The sequence below is a fragment of the Streptomyces sp. NPDC006368 genome (genome assembly GCF_040612535.1).
GTDB lineage: Bacteria > Actinomycetota > Actinomycetes > Streptomycetales > Streptomycetaceae > Streptomyces.
In genome coordinates, this window is record NZ_JBEXQK010000004.1 from 46355 (window position 1) to 64088 (window position 17734).

15 protein-coding genes are annotated in these 17734 nt (G+C 72.3%); 5 read left to right on the forward strand and 10 right to left on the reverse strand.

Annotated elements, in window-relative coordinates:
• Positions 1–92: 92 nt before the first annotated feature.
• The gene (locus ABZZ38_RS05275; RefSeq protein WP_356735948.1) at positions 93–551 is read left to right on the forward strand and encodes a TIGR03618 family F420-dependent PPOX class oxidoreductase; all 459 of its coding nucleotides are present in this window, start codon (positions 93–95) and stop codon (positions 549–551) included.
• A 312-nt stretch (positions 552–863) separates the two neighbouring features.
• Here the strand turns inward: ABZZ38_RS05275 and ABZZ38_RS05280 are convergent, their stop codons facing one another.
• Genes ABZZ38_RS05280 through ABZZ38_RS05290 form a run of 3 tightly spaced genes read right to left on the reverse strand, consistent with a single transcriptional unit; the run spans position 864 to position 3550 of the window.
• The gene (locus ABZZ38_RS05280; RefSeq protein WP_356735950.1) at positions 864–1880 is read right to left on the reverse strand and encodes an NAD(P)/FAD-dependent oxidoreductase; all 1017 of its coding nucleotides are present in this window, start codon (positions 1878–1880) and stop codon (positions 864–866) included.
• Positions 1877–2467, reverse strand: a complete 591-nt coding sequence (locus ABZZ38_RS05285) for an isoprenylcysteine carboxyl methyltransferase family protein (protein ID WP_356735952.1) — start codon at positions 2465–2467, stop codon at positions 1877–1879. Before ABZZ38_RS05285 ends, ABZZ38_RS05280 begins: the two co-directional genes overlap by 4 nt.
• A gap of 15 nt (positions 2468–2482) precedes the next feature.
• A complete protein-coding gene (locus tag ABZZ38_RS05290) occupies positions 2483–3550 on the reverse strand; it encodes a 3-oxoacyl-[acyl-carrier-protein] synthase III C-terminal domain-containing protein (protein WP_356735954.1) in 1068 nt (355 codons plus the stop codon).
• A gap of 161 nt (positions 3551–3711) precedes the next feature.
• Here ABZZ38_RS05290 and ABZZ38_RS05295 point away from each other — a divergent pair, with 161 nt between their 5' ends.
• On the forward strand, positions 3712–4527 hold the full coding sequence (locus ABZZ38_RS05295) for a UbiA family prenyltransferase (protein ID WP_356736238.1): 816 nt from the start codon (positions 3712–3714) through the stop codon (positions 4525–4527).
• A 501-nt stretch (positions 4528–5028) separates the two neighbouring features.
• Here the strand turns inward: ABZZ38_RS05295 and ABZZ38_RS05300 are convergent.
• Both ABZZ38_RS05300 and ABZZ38_RS05305 read right to left on the reverse strand, forming a co-directional pair.
• Complete coding sequence (locus tag ABZZ38_RS05300) at positions 5029–5523, reverse strand: cupin domain-containing protein (RefSeq protein WP_356735956.1); 495 nt, start codon at positions 5521–5523, stop codon at positions 5029–5031.
• A 569-nt stretch (positions 5524–6092) separates the two neighbouring features.
• Positions 6093–6890, reverse strand: coding sequence for a DUF817 domain-containing protein (locus tag ABZZ38_RS05305; RefSeq protein WP_356736240.1), 798 nt, complete (start codon positions 6888–6890; stop codon positions 6093–6095).
• A 291-nt stretch (positions 6891–7181) separates the two neighbouring features.
• Between ABZZ38_RS05305 and ABZZ38_RS05310 the strand changes: the two genes are divergently transcribed.
• Complete coding sequence (locus ABZZ38_RS05310; RefSeq protein WP_356735958.1) at positions 7182–8645, forward strand: serine/threonine-protein kinase; 1464 nt, start codon at positions 7182–7184, stop codon at positions 8643–8645.
• A gap of 190 nt (positions 8646–8835) precedes the next feature.
• Here the strand turns inward: ABZZ38_RS05310 and ABZZ38_RS05315 are convergent, their stop codons facing one another.
• From ABZZ38_RS05315 to ABZZ38_RS05335, 5 genes are all read right to left on the reverse strand, one after another.
• Positions 8836–10005 (reverse strand): GDSL-type esterase/lipase family protein, encoded by a 1170-nt coding sequence (locus ABZZ38_RS05315; protein ID WP_356736242.1) that lies wholly within the window; start codon positions 10003–10005, stop codon positions 8836–8838.
• A gap of 348 nt (positions 10006–10353) precedes the next feature.
• Complete coding sequence (locus ABZZ38_RS05320; protein WP_356736244.1) at positions 10354–10974, reverse strand: PAS domain-containing protein; 621 nt, start codon at positions 10972–10974, stop codon at positions 10354–10356.
• 62 nt (positions 10975–11036) lie between these two features.
• Positions 11037–12251, reverse strand: coding sequence for a pyridoxal-phosphate dependent enzyme (locus ABZZ38_RS05325; RefSeq protein ID WP_356735960.1), 1215 nt, complete (start codon positions 12249–12251; stop codon positions 11037–11039).
• 257 nt (positions 12252–12508) lie between these two features.
• Positions 12509–14242 (reverse strand): glycoside hydrolase family 6 protein, encoded by a 1734-nt coding sequence (locus tag ABZZ38_RS05330; protein ID WP_356735962.1) that lies wholly within the window; start codon positions 14240–14242, stop codon positions 12509–12511.
• Positions 14243–15581: 1339 nt separating this feature from the next.
• Entirely contained in the window at positions 15582–16007 is a 426-nt protein-coding gene (locus ABZZ38_RS05335) for a DUF3291 domain-containing protein (RefSeq protein ID WP_356735964.1), read from the reverse strand.
• Between the two features lie 85 nt (positions 16008–16092).
• Between ABZZ38_RS05335 and ABZZ38_RS05340 the strand changes: the two genes are divergently transcribed.
• Together ABZZ38_RS05340 and ABZZ38_RS05345 are read left to right on the forward strand one after the other, a co-directional pair.
• Positions 16093–16743, forward strand: a complete 651-nt coding sequence (locus ABZZ38_RS05340; protein WP_356735966.1) for a MerR family transcriptional regulator — start codon at positions 16093–16095, stop codon at positions 16741–16743.
• A gap of 307 nt (positions 16744–17050) precedes the next feature.
• Complete coding sequence (locus ABZZ38_RS05345) at positions 17051–17311, forward strand: GlsB/YeaQ/YmgE family stress response membrane protein (protein WP_356735968.1); 261 nt, start codon at positions 17051–17053, stop codon at positions 17309–17311.
• Positions 17312–17734 lie beyond the last annotated feature (423 nt).

The following is a 17734-nucleotide window of genomic DNA, read 5'->3' on the forward strand; positions in this document are numbered from 1 at the left end:
CAGGCGGTGGCGGTGGCGGTGTGCCGAGCACTTGTGATCCGGGCTCGGGGCCGGTGGGGAATGCCAGGGCACTGCGGGGAGTTGATCACGTCATGACTCAAGGACCCGCACCCCGCGCCTTGTCCGACGAAGCCCTCTCCGACCTGCTGGCTCAGCAGCGATTCGGCACCCTTGCCACCAACAAGCGCAGTGGTCACCCTCATCTGACCACCATGCTCTACAACTGGGCTCCCGACACGCGAGTCATCCGGTTCTCCACCACGGCAGACCGCGTCAAGGTCGAGCAACTGCGACGCGACCCGCGTGCGGCCGTGCATGTACCGGGCGGCGCTGTGTGGTCGTTCGCCGTCGCCGAGGGTGAGGCAGAGGTTTCCGAGATCACCGAGGTCCCGGGCGACGCCGTCGGGCGGGAACTGCTCGCGATGGTCCCGGACGCGGCGAAGCCGGAAGACGAGAACGCGTTCCTGGAACAATTGGTCGCCGAGCGTCGGGTGGTCATCCGACTGAAAGTGCGGCGGCTGTACGGAACGGCGCTCGACGTGAAGGGTTAGAGCCTGCCGCGTAGGCCTGACCACGGTCATCGTGTCGGTGTGGCCGTCGTCCTCCGGGACGGCCTGCGCGGGCGCGTCCCGGGGGACGGCTCCGCAGCCGCCGGTGACGTTGGACGACGCCTTGGGCCGCCGCCTCATCACCTCGCCGCAGCCGCGGATCACGCCGCCGCCCCCGAACCCCGGCTCGTGGACCGCCTCGTCGGTGTGCTCCACGAGCTGTCGGCTCTCGCCCACTGGACGAGGGACCGCGGTCCGGGGAGCTTTCAGGTGATCGTTCCGACCGGCCCGTCACGGACTTCGGCGGCCCGCCCGCTACTGCAGGGCGTGCACGGCTGCTGCGAACACCGGTGGCATCCGGGCCGCCGCCGGCACGATCAGGCGGGACGTGTCCCGTCGGCAGCCGACCCGGACCAGCGCCTCCGTCAGCAGCCGGTGCCGGAGCGACAGACGCCGCCAGGCCTTCTCGTACGCCTGCGGGCGGCCCGCACGGAGGCATCTCACCGCCGCCCCGGCCGACGCCACCGCGAGCGAGATGCCCTCCCCGGTGAGCGCGTCGACGTAGCCGGCCGCGTCGCCGACGAGCAGGACGCGGCCCGCCACCCTGCCGCGAACCCGCTGCCGCAGAGGGCCCGCACCGCGTACGCCGCCCACGACCGCCCCGCCGCGAAGGCGGGCCGCAAGCTCGGGAAAGTGGTCCACGTGCGAGTCGTAGGGGCGCCGCGCCGTGCTCAGCACGGCCACCCCCACGAGGTCGTCGGCGACCGGCGTCACATACGCCTCGCCGCTCCGTGACCAGTGCACCTCGACGAAGTCCGACCATGGCGCCAGGGCGTAGTGCCTCCGCAGGCCGTAGCGGCGGGGCCGGCGGTCAGGCAGGTCCAGGCCGAGCACCCGGCGCACGGGCGAGTGCAGACCGTCCGCCGCGACGAGCCACCGGGCCCGCAGCCCCGCGGCCGTCACCGCGTCCGGGAACTGCCGTACCTCGCCGACCTTGCCGGGCAGCACCACGACGCCCAGTTCGGCGGCGCGCCGGGCCAGTGCCGTACTCAGGACGGTTCGACGCACCCCCAGGCCGGTGCCGTCACGGAAATCGGCCTGTGCGCGGTGGGGGCCGTCCAGGTACCGGATGCCGCGCAGGTCATGGCCGGCGGGGTCCACGCCGAGGGCCCGCAGGGCGTGTACTCCGCCCGGCATGACGCCCTCCCCGCACGCCTTGTCCACCGGGCCGGGGCGCGGCTCGATGACGACGGCTTCCATCCCGGCCAGCGCGGCATGGATCGCCGTGGCCAGCCCGGCGGGCCCGCCGCCGGCCACCAGCAGGTCGATCACCGGCGCGCGCGGGCGGGGCCGGTCGCCGCCGCCGGCGGCACGCCGAGCGCCGGATCGTACGCCGGTCCGTGCGCCGATTCGAGCGCCGATTCGAGCGCCGCCTCCTCGCAGCGGATCCGTACCGTGAGCAGCGCGGCGTTGACCAGCGTGAACAGCGCCGCGGTCAGCCACGCCCCGTGGAGCAGCGGCAGCGCGAGGCCCTCCGCCACCACCGCCACGTAGTTCGGGTGGCGCAGCCACCGGTACGGCCCGCCGGACACCAACGGCAGGCCGGGCACCACGAACACGCGGGTGTTCCAGCGCGGCCCCAAGGTCCGTACGCACCACCAGCGCAGGCCCTGCGCCGCGACGACCACCGCCAGCAGGGGCCAGCCGAGCCAAGGGTGGAACGGCCGTCCGAGCGCCCACACTTCCAGTAGGGAACCCGCGAGGAGCCCCGTGTGGAGCACCACCATCACGGGGTAGTGCCCCCGTCCGGACTCCACCGCGCCGCGGGCCCTGCTCCAGCGGGCGTTGCGACGGGCGACGACGAGTTCGGCGACGCGTTCCGCGCCGACGGCCAGGACCAGCAGGGTGTACCAGTTCACGTGTCTCTCCCGTTTCTACCAGCGCAACAGGACGAGTTCGGTGCAGAACCCCGGCCCCATGGCGAGCAGCACCCCGGGAGTGCCGGGTGGCGGCCTGCGACCGGCCTCCAGGGTGTCGCGCAGGATGTGGAGGACGGAGGCCGACGAGAGGTTGCCGACCTGCGCGAGCGAGCGGCGGGAGACGTCGAGGGCGTCGTCCGGCAGGTCGAGCGCCTCCGCCACCGCTTCCAGGATCCGCGGGCCCCCGGCGTGGCTCACCCAGGCGGTCACCTCGTCCCGGCCCAGTCCGTGGTCCGTCAGGAAGCCGTCGACGTCGCAGGCGAGGTTCTTGCGCACGACGTCGGGGACGGCGGGGTCGAGTACGACGCGGAAGCCGGAGCCGGTGATGTCCCAGCCCAGCAGCCGCTCGGTGTCCGGGTACAGGTGGCTGCGGCTCGCCACCACCGTCGGGCCGGTCGCGGTCGCCGCCGTATGCCGCCGGGCTCCGCACGCGACGACGGCGGCGGCACCGTCGCCGAACAGCGCGGTCGCGGCCAGGTTGGCCGGGGACGTGTCGGCCCGCTGGAAGGTCAGCGAGCACAGCTCGACGGAGAGCAGCACGGCGACGTGGTCGGGCCGGCCCAGCAGGTAGTCGTGCAGCCGCGCGATCCCGGTCGCGCCCGCGACGCACCCCAGGCCGAAGATGGGCAGCCGTTTGACGTCCGGCCGCAGCCCGAGCCGCCCGGCGAGCCGGGCGTCCACGGACGGCGCGGCGATGCCGGTCACGGAGGTAAAGATCAGCAGGTCCACGTCCCTCGGGGACAGCTCCGCCGTGCGCAGCGCCTCGGTGACCGCCTCGGCACCCAGCTCCACGGCGCCGGCGATGAACGCGTCGTTGACCGCGCCGAAGTCGCGCAGTTCGCCGTACCGGTCGAGTGGGAGCACCGTATGACGCGAACGCACCTGCGCTCCTTGGTGCAGCCGGTCGAGGACCCTCCGGTCGGCGCCGGCGGGCAGGCAATGCCGGGCGACCATGTCGGTGATCTCGCGCTGGGTGTGCCGGTGCGGGGCCAGAACTCCGTGAACGGCGGCGATCCGGGTCATCAGCGCTCCAGGTCGGGGGCATCGGTCATCCATGTGTGCCCTCGTGCCGTGTCGTCGTACCGCCCGTTCGCCCGTTGAGCACCTACGATCGGCGCGTGGACGCCACCCAGCAGGCCGCCGTCGGTCACCGGGACACCGGTGGTGTCGTACGTGCCCGGGGGATCGTGGCCGGACTGCTGATGGCCTGCCACCCGGGGCCGGCGGTGGCGGTCACCGTGCTGGTGACCGTCCTTGCGGCATCGGTCGGGCACGACGCGCCGCGTTGTCTGCTGGTCGGCGCCGCGGTGCTGGCGGGGCAGTTGTCGGTGGGGTGGAGCAATGACGCCGTCGACGCGCTGCGCGACCGGGCCGTCGGGCGGTCGGGCAAACCGGTCGTGGCCGGCTCGGTCGGGGCGCCGGCCGTATGGGGCGCGGCCTTCGTGGCCCTGGTGTGCAGCGTGCCGCTGTCGCTGGCCTGCGGCGTGCTCGCCGGAGGCGTCCACCTCGCCGGTGTCGGTGCCGCGTGGGCGTACAACCTCGGTGGGAAGGCGACGGTGCTGTCGTGGGTGCCGTACGCGATCGGATTCGCCGCTCTGCCCGCCTTCGTCACGCTGAGCCTGCCGGGGAGCCCATGGCCGGGTTGGTGGGTCCTCGCGGCCGGGGCGCTGCTGGGCGTGGGAGCGCACCTGGGCAATGTGCTGCCGGACATCGCCTCCGACCTGGTTACCGGGGTGCGCGGCTGGCCGCAACGGCTGGGCCCGGCCCCGGTGCGGCTGCTCCTGCCGGTTCCCCTGGTGGCGGCTTCCGCCCTCCTGGCGCTCGGCGGGCCGGGCGGCTCTGGCGCCGCCGGGCCGGCCGCCGTGGCGGTCGCGGTGGTGGCGGCCGTGGGCGGTGCCGTCATCGGGCGCCGCCGGGTCACGGTGCCGTTCATCGCCGCGATCGTCGTGGCGGGCATCGATGTCGCGCTGCTGGTGTGGCGGGGTGCCGCGATCACGTGACGGACGGGTGACTCGCGCGCGGCGAGTCCGCACGGGCGCGGGCCGACCGCCCGTCGGTGGGGCGACGGGCACGACCCGAAAGCGGCGACGCGCGGGCCTGACGTCCCGTCGGTGACACCACCGCCGGGGCCGCCCGGCGCTCGGCCGCCTGGTCGGGTGCTCGGCTCCGCTGCTCCGGGACGACGGCGGACCGTCGGCGCTCGCTGCCGCGGTGGGTCACCCGGGTCCTGGCCTTCGGCAGGATCCACTCGCCGATCGGCGGCGCCGAGGCCGTCGATTTCGCTCGATTTCGCCCAGGACACGCCCTCCGACGAGTCCGGCCAGGGCTTACCCTCAACCCGGGCGAGGGCGAGCCGCCGTGGAACGGCATGCTCGTATGGCGCGGCGTGTCACGCGTCGACGCCCGCCGTCGCCGCCAACTGCTGCCCGCTCAACGAGGGCGCCGCCACGCGTGCGTGCGTGCCGTGGAGCCGATCACGCCGAGTCCGCCGGGCCTGTCGATCAGGCCGCGCCCGCCAGGGCGGCGCGCCACACGGGGCTGTCGACGTAGTGGTTGTCGAAGTGCTCGGAGGACTCGCGGATCTCCTGCGCGTCGGCCTCGCCGCGCATCACCCGGCCGAGCAGCCGGAGGTAGTCGAAGCGCGGCATGCCAGGGGTGAAGACGAACAGTACGTCGGCTTCGGCGCCGGGAGCAGCCGTGAAGGCGTGCGGAGTGTGCGGCGGTACGAGCAGGAAGTCACCCTCGTCCAGGACTTTCACCTCGTCGTCGACGAGCACCCGCAGCGAACCGCCGATGACGAAGAAGAGCTCTGAGGCCCTGGTGTGGAAGTGAGCCGGGGCGCCCGCCGCTCCCTTGACGAACTGCGACCGGTAGCTGGTGAGCGAGCTGCCGTCGGTGCCGCAGTCGGCCAGCAGGGTGATGACGCTGCTCGGGTCGCTGGTGGTCTCGGCGGAGGCGGCGCGGGTGAGGACCGGCGTCATCGCGGCGGTGTTCATGGTCGTACTCCCTGGGCTGCGCTTGGGCCGGGGGTTTCCCGCAGCCCTTGTGACTACGACTCTAGGGAGCCGAAAGACCTGGTGGAGGGTGCATTTCGATGCCGGGATCACGGGTCAATTCCGCTCCGTGGGCGCTGCGCCGCGCTACGGGCGGAGGAGGCCGGTCGGGGGCGGGGGGCGGCGCGGCCACCCCGCCCGGACGGCGCCCCGGCGGTGGCGGCAGGCTGAGGTCGCGGACAAGTCGCTGACGGCCCGTCATCCGGTCCGGGCACGCTCCGGGCTGTGGATCGCTTGGCTGAAATCGCGAAATCGGGCTCACCGGCATCAGCGGCGCCGTCGGTGCGTGCCTGGGAGGCAGCCGGGCGCGGGGCACGCATCACCCTGATGTTCTCCGCCCTCGGCACGAGGCCGGAGACCCTCTCCGCCGCGCTCGACGACGCCGATGAGGCCGGCCGCCGAAGTGCGTCGGAGACTCGCGTGACGGCCGGAGGACTCGGACCGCACAGCACCCGTGCGGGGCCGTCCACGAGATCCGGGTGTCAGCCGGGGATGTCGCGAGGGGGACTGCCTCACCGGTCGCTACGGACCTGCGGAAAGGGTCTGCTCACCAAAGTGGTGGTGACTCGTCGGCGCCCCGCCACCATGACGAACGTGACGCTGATCAGCAGGGACCACGCGCCGACCTTCATGAGCGAGACCGGCTGCCAGCCGTCCAGTTGGTCCGGGTAGCTCCACGCCCCCACATAGGTCGCGGCGTTCTCGGCCACCCACAGGAAGAACCCGACCAGGGTGAAGCCGAGCGCGAGCGGCATCCGGTATCGCCGCTGCCCCACCGCGTACTCGACCCACGTGCCCGCGGTGGCCGGCAGCATGAGGGCGGCGAGGACCCAACGGGCGTCGGGCAGCCAGTGGTGCGTGAAGAAATTGACGTACACGGCTGCTGCCAGCGGCAGCATCGCCCGCGGCCGGTAGCCGATCAGGTCGATCGACATCAGCCGCCAGGCACGGCATACGTAGCTGCCGACGGCGGAGTAGAGGAAACCGCCGTACAGCGGCACTCCCCCGATTTTGGTGACGGCGTCCTCGGGGTAGCTCCACGAGCCGAGCCGTACCTTGACCAGCTCGAACAGCAACCCGATGAGGTGGCAGGCGGCGATCACCGCCGTGTCCCGTGCGGTGTCCCAGCCCAGACGGAGGGCCAGAACCGTCAGCAGGACACCGTAGAGAAGGAGCAGGTCATAGCGTGCCACCGGCAGCTGAGGCAGCAGGCCGGACGCGGCCACGCCCGCCACGAGCGCCACCGCGAACGCGCAGCAGCGCGCCTGCTGCCACCCGAACAGAAGCAGTTGCCGCAGCGCGTGGTGCATGGATGTCACACCGGAAGGACGCCTCACCGGTCCCACTGGTTGCGTCGGCGTCATGCCGGGGGCGTGCCGCGGCCGGTCCGGTGCCGGCCCTCATCCGGATTTTCCGGTGTCTCCGCGGATGCACGAGCGCTGAGGGGGCACGCGTAGTCCGTGCTCGCACACGGGCGGGCTGCGGCCTGCCGTTCGGCGCCGGGCCGATGCCCGGCGGCGATGCGGCCGGGCATCGGCCCGGCACGCACGCACGTGGGCGGGCGGACAGCGGAAGGTGACGGCAGAGCGCAGGGAGCACAGATGAAGGTCCGCCCGTGGTCCATCCGACCGGATCTCCGGCTCACGGCCCATGTGGTCGCCGGCCGCTACCGGCTCGACGACCTGCTCGGGCGGGGCGGCGCGGCTGACGTGTACGAGGGGCTCGACCTGCGTCTGCGGCGACCGGTGGCGGTGAAGGTCTTCCGCCCGGAGGGCGAGGCACAGGCGGAGGAGCGCTTCACTGACGAGGGCCGCTTGCTGGCCCAGTTGCAGCACCCCGGGCTGGTCACCGTGTACGACTCCGGCCAGGAGGACGGACGGCCCTATCTGGTGATGCAGCTCATCAAGGGGACGACGCTGCGCCGGCGCATCGCCGTGGCCCCGATGACGCCCGTCGAGGTCTGCCGGATCGGTTCCGCGCTGGCCTCGGCACTGGCACACGTCCACGCGGCCGGTGTCGTGCACCGCGACGTCAAGCCGTCGAACATCCTCCTGGACGAGACGGGCGCCCCGCACCTGACCGACTTCGGCATCTCCCGGCTGCTCGACACGACCACCCACACCGCCACCGGCACGCTGGTGGGGACGGCCGCCTATATGGCGCCTGAGCAGGTACTGGGCAAAGGAGCGGGACCGGCCGCGGACATCTACAGCCTCGGCCTGGTGCTCCTCGAGGCGCTGAAGGGCGAACTGGAGTACGGGGGCGGCGCGCCTCTGGAAGCCGCCATCGCGCGGTTGCACCGGCCGCCGGTCATCCCGTCGGACCTCCCGGGCGATCTCGTCGAGCTGCTGGAGGCCATGACGGATCCGGACGAGAACAACCGGCCGGACGCCCACGCCTGCTTGCGGGCACTGTCCGTCGTGCCGGGCGGGCACCCCGCGCCGTCCTCCTTCGAGGTCGGCCGCCGGGGAGACGACCGGGACCCGGCCGGCGACACGCTCCGGTCGGAAGTGTCCAGTGCCCGCACGGGTGGCGTCGCCGGTCCGGTGGTCGCGGCGACACGGAGTGATGGGCACGCGGCCCCGAAGCCGCCCTTCCCGGCGCTCGCTTCCTTCCGTGCCGGCCGCGCCCTGCTGACGGCGGGGGCGGCCCTGGCCGTGTTCGGAACCACGCTGACCGGCTCCATCGATGGCCGGCCTGCCGAGGCGGAGGACGCGGCCTCCCGGCCACCGCGCCAGACCGCGACGGAACCGCCGTCGGCCCCGGCGGGTCATCCGGGTCCGTCGTCCTCCTCCCCTGCCGTACCGGCTTCCCACCCTGATCCGCTGAGGAGGTCCCCCACCGCCGCCGCCGAGGAGCCGACCCCCGAGGAGGCGACCGGAAAGACCAGTCCGGCGGTCGGCGAGCGTGCGGCTCCCGGCCCCGCCCCCGCCCCCGCTCCCGCCGCCTCCCGGGGGGAGCACGGCAGTTCGCAGGGCAACGCGGTAGGAGGCGGCCCGGGGCGCAAGAAGACGGACGTGCCGCCGATGAAGGCCAAGCCTCCGAAGAACAACCACAAGAAGTGACGGGGCACGGGCCAACAGGGGTCGGTCGGCTCGTCGGATGACGAGAAGACGCGCGTGAGCGTGGGCGCAAGCCGCGCGTGAGTCTGGGCGCAAGCCGCGGGTGAGTCTGGGCGCGCGACGCCGCCGATAGCCACCCCTCCCGGCGACAGGTCCCGCGCAGGGGCTCAGGTGGCGGGGCGGCGTCCCGGACTCACGTGGGCGCGGTTGCGAACGGGCCGCCGGGGCCGAAGGCCAGGGTGGCGAAACGTTCGCCGATGCGGCGGTGTGCGGCGGCGTCCGGGTGGAGCTGGTCGGGCAGCGGCAGTTCGGCGAAGTCCGCCTCGCCGTAGAGGTCCCGGCCGTCGAGGTGGTGCAGGTTCGGGTCGTCGACGGCCCGCTGCTTGACGATGCGGGCCAGCTCGTCCCGGATGATGTTGAGGGTCAGCTTTCCGCCGGCCCGTTCCGCGGGGTCGCCCGCAGCTCTGAACCGGAGCCTTCCCGCGCTGAGGCTGCTGAAGTCCGGAGCGCTGGGGCCGGGGGTGTCCTCGTGGATGGGGCACAGGAGAGGCGAGACGACCAGAAGCGGAGTGGTGGGGTGGCCCTCGCGGATGGTGTCGAGGAAGCCGTGCACCGCGGGACCGAAGGCGCGCAGGCGCATCAGGTCGGTGTTGACGAGGTTGATGCCGATCTTGACGCTGATCAGGTCCGCGGGGACGTCGCGCAGGGTTCTGGCGGTGAACGGGTCGAGCAGGGCGCTGCCGCCCAGACCCAGGTTGGTCAGGTCGACGCCGCCGAGGGATGCGGCCAGGGCGGGCCAGGTGGTGCTGGGGCTCGCGGCGTCGGAGCCGTGGCTGATCGAACTGCCGTGGTGCACCCACTGCTTGCGGCCCCCGTCCGGTAGGGGCTCGACAGGGGCGTCGGTGCGCAGGGCGACCAGCTCGGTTATCTCGTTGTACGGCAGCCAGATCTCGACGTCCTTGAAGCGGTCGGGGAGGCCGGAGAAACGGACGGTGCCGACCGGTCCCGGCCGGGTTTCCGTGGACCCGGTGCTCATGTCCATCATCAGGACGTTGCCGCCGGTCACACTGGCCTGCGCGGCCGGCCGGCCGTCGACGAGCAGGTCGTACACGCCATCGGGGCGGGGCGGGGCGCCCTGGTAGGCGTTCCTGGTACGGAGTGCGTCCAGCTCGACGGCGGTGGCCCGGGTACGGAAGACCAGCCGTACGCCGGAGGGTTGGGCCTCCGCCATGGCCAGCTGCCCGTCGGCGCACTGCGCACGGGCCTTGGCGGGCAGCCGGTGCGGCAGCACCCCATGCTCGGTGCGCTCCAGATCAAGGGCGCCGCGCAGGAGGCCTGCGGTGATGGGCGTGGTGATGGGCATGGTGATCCGGTCCGTCGTCCGGGCCGTGGTGGGGGCGCCGGGGACGCCGTCCATCGGGTCGTTCATGGGTGCATTCTGCCGGTCGGATGCGTGGCCGCCCCCATGGTTTTCCACCCGCGTCCGCGTGGCCCACCGCCGGGGGCCGGCAGTCAGCGGTCGGCGGCGGGCGCGGGCTGTCGCCGACGGCCCGGATCATCAGGATGATCCACCGGCTCGGCACCGGCGGCCGCCGGTGGGACGGAGACCCAGACGGGGACCAAGACCGAGACGGGGACCGAGACCGAGACGGAGACCGAGACCGCACAGCCCGAGGCCTCAGCGAGAGGCACGCACCCGGTCAACCGGTCGTCAGCGCAGGTAGTTGTAGACGGTGGCGCGGGAGATGCCGAGGAGTTCGGTGAGGGCCTGGACGGAGTGCTTCACCCGCAGGAAACCGCGGTCCTTGAGGGAACGGACCAGTTCCCGTCGGGCGGCCGGGTCCAGTCCGCGTGGCGTACTCCCCCGGGCAGCGGCGAACTCCTCGACGACCGCGCGCAGTTCGCCGACCGTCTGCGCGCGGAGTGTCTCCTCCACCGGTTCGTCGCGGGAGTCGGTGCGTACGAGGTTGGCAAGGCTGCGGGCCGCGGTGCCGAGGAGGGAGACGTCGAGGTTGAGGCAGATGGCCGCCACGTACTCGCCCCGGCTGTTCTTGAGCCCGATCGACGTGCTCTTGGCGGGCCGGCCGTCGGGGAAGCTGTTGGGGTAATTCTGCAGGATGCCGGGGTAGTCCGGGTCCTTGATGCGGGCGAGTCCGAGCTCGGTGGCCCCGTCGCCGACCCGGCGGCCGGAGAGGTTGTTCTCAATGGCGCGCACCGCGTGGCGCGGGTCCCGCAGGTCGTGCAACACCACCTCGCACAGCCCGGGGAACATGGCGCCCAGCGCGGTGACGATCTTCTCCGCCTCACGCAGCAGCAGGTCGTCCTCGCTCATCGGCGCGGCGGGGAGGGAGGAGGCGCGCTCGGGCCCGTATCCGGAGCCGCCCGGCCCGGCCGTCACGCGGCACCATCCCCGGCCGCAGCCCCGGCCCCCGCGCCGGCTCCGGCCCCGGCCCCGGCCCCGGTGCCGGTGCCGGAAAACAGGCGGTCCGTCGCGGCGGGGGCCTTGAGTCCCGAGCCGGTCAGTACGACCACCGTCGTCTCGCCGTCCCGGATCGCCCCCCGCTCACGGAACAGCGCCACCGCGGCCGCGGCGGTCGCGCTGGTGGGCTCCGCGTACAGGCCCGATGCCGCGAGACGCCGGGCGGCCGCCATGATGGCCTCCTCGGGCACCGCGACGGTGTCGCCGCCCGAGCGGCGGATCGCGTCGACCACCTCGGGCTTCCGCACCGGCTCCCGGATGGCCGTGCCCTCGGCGATCGTCGGTCCGAAGGCAGGGGTCGGCGTGCCCTGGAACGCCGCGTGCAGCGGGGCGCAGGCGGCGGGCTGCGCGACCAGCAGACGGGGCAGTCGGGGAATCTGCCCGGCGGTGAGCAGCTCCGAGAAGCCGAGATCGCACCCGAGGACGATGCTGCCCGCCCCCGCGACCGTGACCACGGCGTCGGGGGCCTGGAAGCCGAGGTCCTCCCAGAGCTCGTAGGCGAGGGTTTTGGTGCCCTGCAGGAAGAACGGGTGCCAGTTGTGCCCCGCGTAGCACGTGCCGGCCGACCGGCGCAGGGCCTCTGCGGCGGTCTCGTCACGGCTGCCCGGCACCGTCTCGACGGCCGCGCCGTACGCCCGGGTCTGCAGGACCTTCGCGGGTGACGTTCCCTCGGGTACGAGGATGGTGACGCCGATTCCGGCCGCGGCGCCGTAGGCGGCGACGGACGACCCGCCGTTGCCCGAGCTGTCCTCGATGGCCTCGCGCACCCCGCCGGCGGCCAGCGCGGAGATCATGACACTGCTGCCCCGGTCCTTGAAGCTGCCGGTGGGGCTGAACCACTCCAGCTTGAACAGGACCTGCCCGCCGTCCCACGCCCTCTCGATCAGCGGGGTGCGGCCCTCGCCGAGACTGACGGGCCGTTCTCCGCAGACGGCGGGCAGCGCCGCCCGGTACCGCCACAGCGAGCGGGTCCCGGTGTCCACGCCGGAGGGGGTGAGGCCGGGCAGCGGCGACACCGTCAGGGGTGCGCCGTCCTCGCCGCGCCAGCGCAGGGGATCCAGGTCGTAGGTACGGCCGGAGCGTGCGTCGACGAGGTACGGGCTCGTCCCTCGGGGGTCCTGGCGCTCCACGGCGGGCTCTCCTTCCGCGTCGGCGACTTGCCGACTCACTGGACAGAATATCTACTGATGGACGAAAAATCTAAGCCCTCTCCGCAGAGTTCCAGGCCCGGCGGATATACCGGCCGGCCTCGTTGACACATGCGGTGCTCCGCCACCCCCACAACGGACCCCGCCCCCGGCGATGACGCCGGGGGCGGGGCAGTCGATCACGGCCAAGGGGAGACCGTGGTGTTCCGGCGCGGAGCCCCGGTGCCGGGGCCCGGAGGTCAGAGCGCCGGGTACGCGTTCTTCATGAGCTCCTGGAACTGGGCCGAGAACCAGTGGCCCGACAGCGGGGCGTTCGGGAGGGCGCCGGACATGCTGTTGCCGTTACGGGCGTTGCCCGTGTACGTCGGGTCGCACATGCGGTCGAATCCCTTGCCCTCGTTGTTCGGGATCTCGGTGCTCGCGCCGTCCGACTCGCCCGGGGGCTTCATCCAGACGTAGGCGTCGATGCCCGCGGCCGGAGCCGCCTTCGGCCGTTCACCGAGGCCGGCGCCGGACTGGTTGCACCAGTTGCCGAGGTGGATGCGCCGGTCGTAACGACCTCCGTTGACGTATGTGTCGACGTTGGTCAGCGCGCCGGGACCGGTCGGGCGGGCCGTGCCGCCCCAGCCGTTGCGGGAGGTGTCGATCAGCATGCCGAGGTTCTGGTCGAAGCCGAGCGAGACCAGCTTGGCGCGCATGGCCTGGGCGTACGACAGCTCGTCGGTGTACCGGTTCCAGTCGACCCACTTCGACTGGCGTACGGACACCCCGCCCACGGTGTCGTCGATCTTGAAGTTTTCCTCCTTGAGCGCGCTGTAGTTGGCGGTGTTGACGATGAAGCCGTGCACCTTGGACAGCGTGGAGCCCTCGGCGGTCGCCGCCTGCTTGAAGATGTCGGCGGACGGGCCGAAGTTGTCGTCCCAGCCGAGCCAGCCGTGGTGGCCCGCGTCCACGTAGTTGTAGACGTTGGCGACCGACCCCAGCTTGTTCAGTGCGTATCCGACGCCCTTGACGTAGTTGCCGTTCGCCTTCATCACATCGCAGTTGGGCGTCGCGGTCGGCCGCGGCGTGGTGTTGGTGACGAGGTTGGGCAGGGAGTCGATCTCGACCGTCGTGACGATGCGCAGGCCCGCGTACTTGGGATCGGCGAGTATCGCGGCGATCGGGTCGATGTACTGCGTCTTGTACTTGTCGATCTCGGTCGGGCCCAGTTCACCGTTGGAGGCGAGCGCGGCGCAGTCCCGGCCCGGCAGGTTGTAGATCACCAGCTGGATGACGAGTTCGCCGGTGCCCTTCTGGCGCAGGGCCTCGTCGAGGTGGGCACGCAGGCCCATGCCGCCATTGACCCCCGCGATGGCGGCGGTGCGGTCCAGCCAGACGCCGGTCGGCTGGTTGGAGATCCGGGTGCCGCCGGGCTCGGCGGCGGCCTTCGCGGACCATTCCGGGTTCACGTAGACCTTGGCACCGGCGTACGGGTTGTCGGCCCGCCCGGACGGAGGGTCCGTGGGGTCGGTCGGGTCGGTCGGATCCGTCGGCCCGCCCGGGGTGTTGCAGGTGACGCCGTTCAGCTTGAAGGTGGCGGGGACGGCGTTGGTTCCGCTGTACGAGGCGTTGAAGCCGAAGGACGCGGAGGCTCCGGTCGCCAGAGTGCCGTTGTACGAGACGTTCTTGGCGGTGACGGCCGTGCCCGACTGGGTGAGGGCGGCGTTCCAGCCCTGCGTGATCCGCTGGTTGCCGGCGTAGGTCCACTCCAGGGTCCAGGAGCTCAGCGGGTCACCGGTGTTGGTGACGGTGACGTTGGCGCCGAAACCGGCGCTCCACTGGTTGGTGACCTTGTAGTCGACGGTACAGCCGGGTGCGGCGGCACCGGCCGTGGTGCTCATCGCGGTGGCGCTCGCGCCGGCCGCCGCCATCAGGGTGCAGGCGGCCAACAGGGCGGTGCGGCGGCGGGGCGGTGCTGTGGTGCGGCTCATGGGGGATGGGGTCCTCTCGGTGAAGGGCGCGCGAGCGGTCGCGCGGCCCGGTGCAGGGTGCGTTGGGGGTGCTGTCGCAGGTGGTGATCAGGGCCGGGCCCGAGGAGCAGTCCCAGGTGTTCCGGGTCCGGCCGAGGTACGACGGGCCGATGTGCCGACCGGCCGATATGCCGACAGGTCTGGCGTCGCACCACGTCATGACGCGGGGGGGATGAAGCCGTGGCCGTAGCCGTTCTCGCCGATTTCACCGCCACCAGCGGTACGCGGGCGGCGGGCGGCGCGAGGCTTGAGCCCAGCACGCCTCGTCCGAGCGGCTGTCGCACTTAGGGAGGGGCCGGACCGCGGCCGGGTCGCCGACCGGATCGGACGGCGCGTACGCGAGCCACCGGCTCGGGTCGCCGGAGTACGCGGTCCCGGGGGTGAGGACGAGGTTGCGGGTGCTCGTCGCCCGTACCGCGTCCAGGAGGTCCGGCGTTCCGGCGATGTCGCGCGATGTCGCGCGCAGCGGTGCCGGGCCGGGTGCCGCAACGGCGCCGACCGTTCCGGTGTGCGCTACCGAGGTCCGGGGAGCCGGGGTGTACCGGGCGTCCGGCCTCGGTTGCCGGCAGTCGGCGCGGACGGGCGGAACAGCCGGCCGAGGCGCCGTTGTGCTCGGCGCCGTGAGGACCGTCCGCGGCGAGCGCGGCGAGTAATCGAAAGTGCGGGGGGTGTCGCATGAGCGACTCCTTGCAGCCCGGGCGCGTCCTGACGACGCGCCGACCGACATGGAACCGCTCCCACTGGTGCAGCCGACCGTAGCGCCAAGAGCCGAAAAGGAACAGAGGGCCATCACCTCGTTTCCCCGTCGAATTTCTTCGACTGTTCAACCCCTTGACCCCCGGGAGCCCGCTTCCCCATAGTGGGAGCGCTCCCACTGGTTAAAGCTTTGTGCCCATCCGCTCTCCGAGCCGTAAGGAGAACAAGCACATGTCACCGGGACACAGCGCACCGTCACGCCTCCCCCCGGGTTCTTCCGCCTCACCCGGCACCCTTCCCCCTCGCGCCGGGGCGTGCTGACAGGTCATTCCGGGCCTGGCACTTCACGCCACGAAGCCGCCGCCCACAACCTCCATGACACCCCGCCGGCCGGCACCCGCCGGCGAACCCGCCAGGGACGACTCCGCCCGCCAACACCCGGCAACGAGCGGCCGTCCGCTCCCCCGCCCCGCCCCGCCCGTCAGCCCTCCACGACCTACCACACGATCACGTGCCGCACCCGCCGGCGTCGGCATGGTCAACGATTCCGGCCGGGGCCGGCACCCCCGGACCCGAGCTGCGGGTGGACGGTCTGGACGGTCGTTCAACCGGCGGCGGTGCCATGCTTGTCCGCGTCGCTGCGGGCCTTGTCGTCGATGCGCCTCTTCGCATCCTTCCACGAGATCGGCAACTGTTCGACCGGCACCTCCCAGAAGGTGAAGGTCGAAGCCCGCATCGTGGGCCGCAGGCCCGCCATGATGCCGTTGTGGGGCTCGGTGCTCGCGTACGTGTGGAGCGCCTCGCAGTTCTCCCAGGCCGACAAGGTGAAGAAGACACCCTTGGTCAACTGCGCTTCGAGGGACGCTCCGAGAGCCCCGGGCGCCTTCCGCACCTGAAGCCAGGCGGACAGGGACTTGAGGAAGAAGCGCGGTACGTCCTCCAGGGAGCGCACTTCGAACCGGGATGCCATGACCAAGGCGCTCGTGTGGGGCCGGGCCGGGTTCAGCGTCGCCCAGGGAAGAGTGGGCACGGTAATCTCGCCTCCAAGTTGGTGAGTAACACTATCCAAATTGGACAGTAGCGCTGTCCAGCGGGCGGCGAAAGCGGGAAACACGTTGAAAATCTCGGAACTGAGCCGCCGCAGTGGCGTCCCCACCGCCACGATCAAGTACTACCTGCGCGAGGGTCTGCTGCCACCCGGCCGTGCCACGGCCGCGACCCAGGCCGAGTACGGCGAAGCGCACGTACGGCGGCTCAGGCTGATCCGCGCTCTGATCGGGGTCCGCGGCCTTTCGGTCAGTGCCGCCAAGGACGTCCTGGAAGCCGTGTCGGAAGTCGAGGGTGACACGCACACCCTGCTGGGCGTCGTGTTCGGCGTCTGGCCTTCCGGTGCCGGGCACGAGGTGTCCGTGCCCGACCCGGACCACTCCGAAGCCGGTGAGTTGCTCGCGACGATGGGCTGGCCGGTGACCGGCTACAACCCGGCCCGGCAGGTCATCAACCAGACGCTGGAGACGTTGCGGTCCCTCGGAATGGACTACGACTGGCGGTCCCTCCTCCCGTACGCCCGGCTCGCGGAGAAGACCGCCGCCCTGGATCTCGACCAGCTCCAGGAGTCGGCCGACCCGCTCGAGAAGGCCGAGCGCGCGGTGCTCCTGACGTTCCTTCTGGAACCCGCGCTGCTGGCCCTTCGGCGCCTCGCCCAGGAGGCGGAGTCCAACACCCGCTACGGCGGAGCAGCCGCGGAAGAGGGCGGTGTCGGGTAGACGTCCCCTCCCGGTGCCCCTTGGAGCGAACCGACCTCCGAGGCCATGGCTTCACCGAGTACACCCCTCCACCCCCACCCTCACACCCCACACCGCCCGCCGGGGCCGGCCTGTGAGCGGCGTCGCCTCACGTGCCGCCAAGCGCGAGGGAGGAACGTGGTTCCGCCTCGGACGGGCCGCCGACGACCGACCCGCTTCCGCGCAGGGAGACCACACGGTTTTCGCCAGATGCGCAATGCATAGGGCGTGAACCCCGGGGCACGCGACAAGTGCCCGAAGGTCGGGATTACAGACGGAAGGAGTGGCCGTGTCGTTTCTGTGGGCCATCATCGCGGGACTCATCATCGGTCTGCTGGCCAAGCTCGTCCTGCCCGGACGCCAGCCCATCCCCCTGTGGCTGACGGTCCTCCTCGGTATTGTCGGCGCGGTCGCCGGCAACGCACTCGCCACCGCCTTCGGTGTACGGGACACGGGCGGCATCGACTGGATCCGCCACGTTTTCCAGATCGGCATCGCCGCCGTCCTCATCGCCTTCGTCACCCCTCTGTGGGCTCGACGACGCGCCTGATTGTTCCGCTCGATGCCCCGGCGGCCGCCATCCTCGGCTGCTGGGGCTCGCGCGTGTCCGGCCACCGAAACGCGTGGCCGCCCGCCGCCGGCCGCCCCCTGGGACCGGCGGTCCTGCGAGTCCGGTGGCTGCCTCGGCACCGCGTCCATCGGCGTCCTCGTCCACCACGCCGCACTCTCGCCCCTACACGTGCCCTGCCGGGTCTCGTCCTCGCGCAACCTCCGGGCGGAGCGCCGGCCGAATCCGTACGCGCGCGATCGGCGCGGCCCTGCGCCGACTGGCCGGAATCAGCAGCGGGGTTGGCGGTGTTCGTCTGCATCGAGGGCGGGCATCTCCTCGACCGGCGTGTCGGTGCCGACTACCAGCCATGGGCCCGGCAGGGCGCTTGCAGGCACCGCGCCTGAGGAAGCGCGCCACGGCAAC

Excerpts from the sequence above, each read along its gene's own strand:
- ABZZ38_RS05275 (WP_356735948.1), top strand. The coding sequence starts at position 93 with ATGACTCAAGGACCCGCACCCCGCGCCTTGTCCGACGAAGCCCTCTCC.
- ABZZ38_RS05290 (WP_356735954.1), bottom strand. The coding sequence starts at position 3,550 with ATGACCCGGATCGCCGCCGTTCACGGAGTTCTGGCCCCGCACCGGCAC.
- ABZZ38_RS05300 (WP_356735956.1), bottom strand. The coding sequence starts at position 5,523 with ATGAACACCGCCGCGATGACGCCGGTCCTCACCCGCGCCGCCTCCGCC.
- ABZZ38_RS05305 (WP_356736240.1), bottom strand. The coding sequence starts at position 6,890 with ATGCACCACGCGCTGCGGCAACTGCTTCTGTTCGGGTGGCAGCAGGCG.
- ABZZ38_RS05310 (WP_356735958.1), top strand. The coding sequence starts at position 7,182 with ATGAAGGTCCGCCCGTGGTCCATCCGACCGGATCTCCGGCTCACGGCC.
- ABZZ38_RS05315 (WP_356736242.1), bottom strand. The coding sequence starts at position 10,005 with ATGCCCATCACCACGCCCATCACCGCAGGCCTCCTGCGCGGCGCCCTT.
- ABZZ38_RS05320 (WP_356736244.1), bottom strand. The coding sequence starts at position 10,974 with ATGAGCGAGGACGACCTGCTGCTGCGTGAGGCGGAGAAGATCGTCACC.
- ABZZ38_RS05330 (WP_356735962.1), bottom strand. The coding sequence starts at position 14,242 with ATGAGCCGCACCACAGCACCGCCCCGCCGCCGCACCGCCCTGTTGGCC.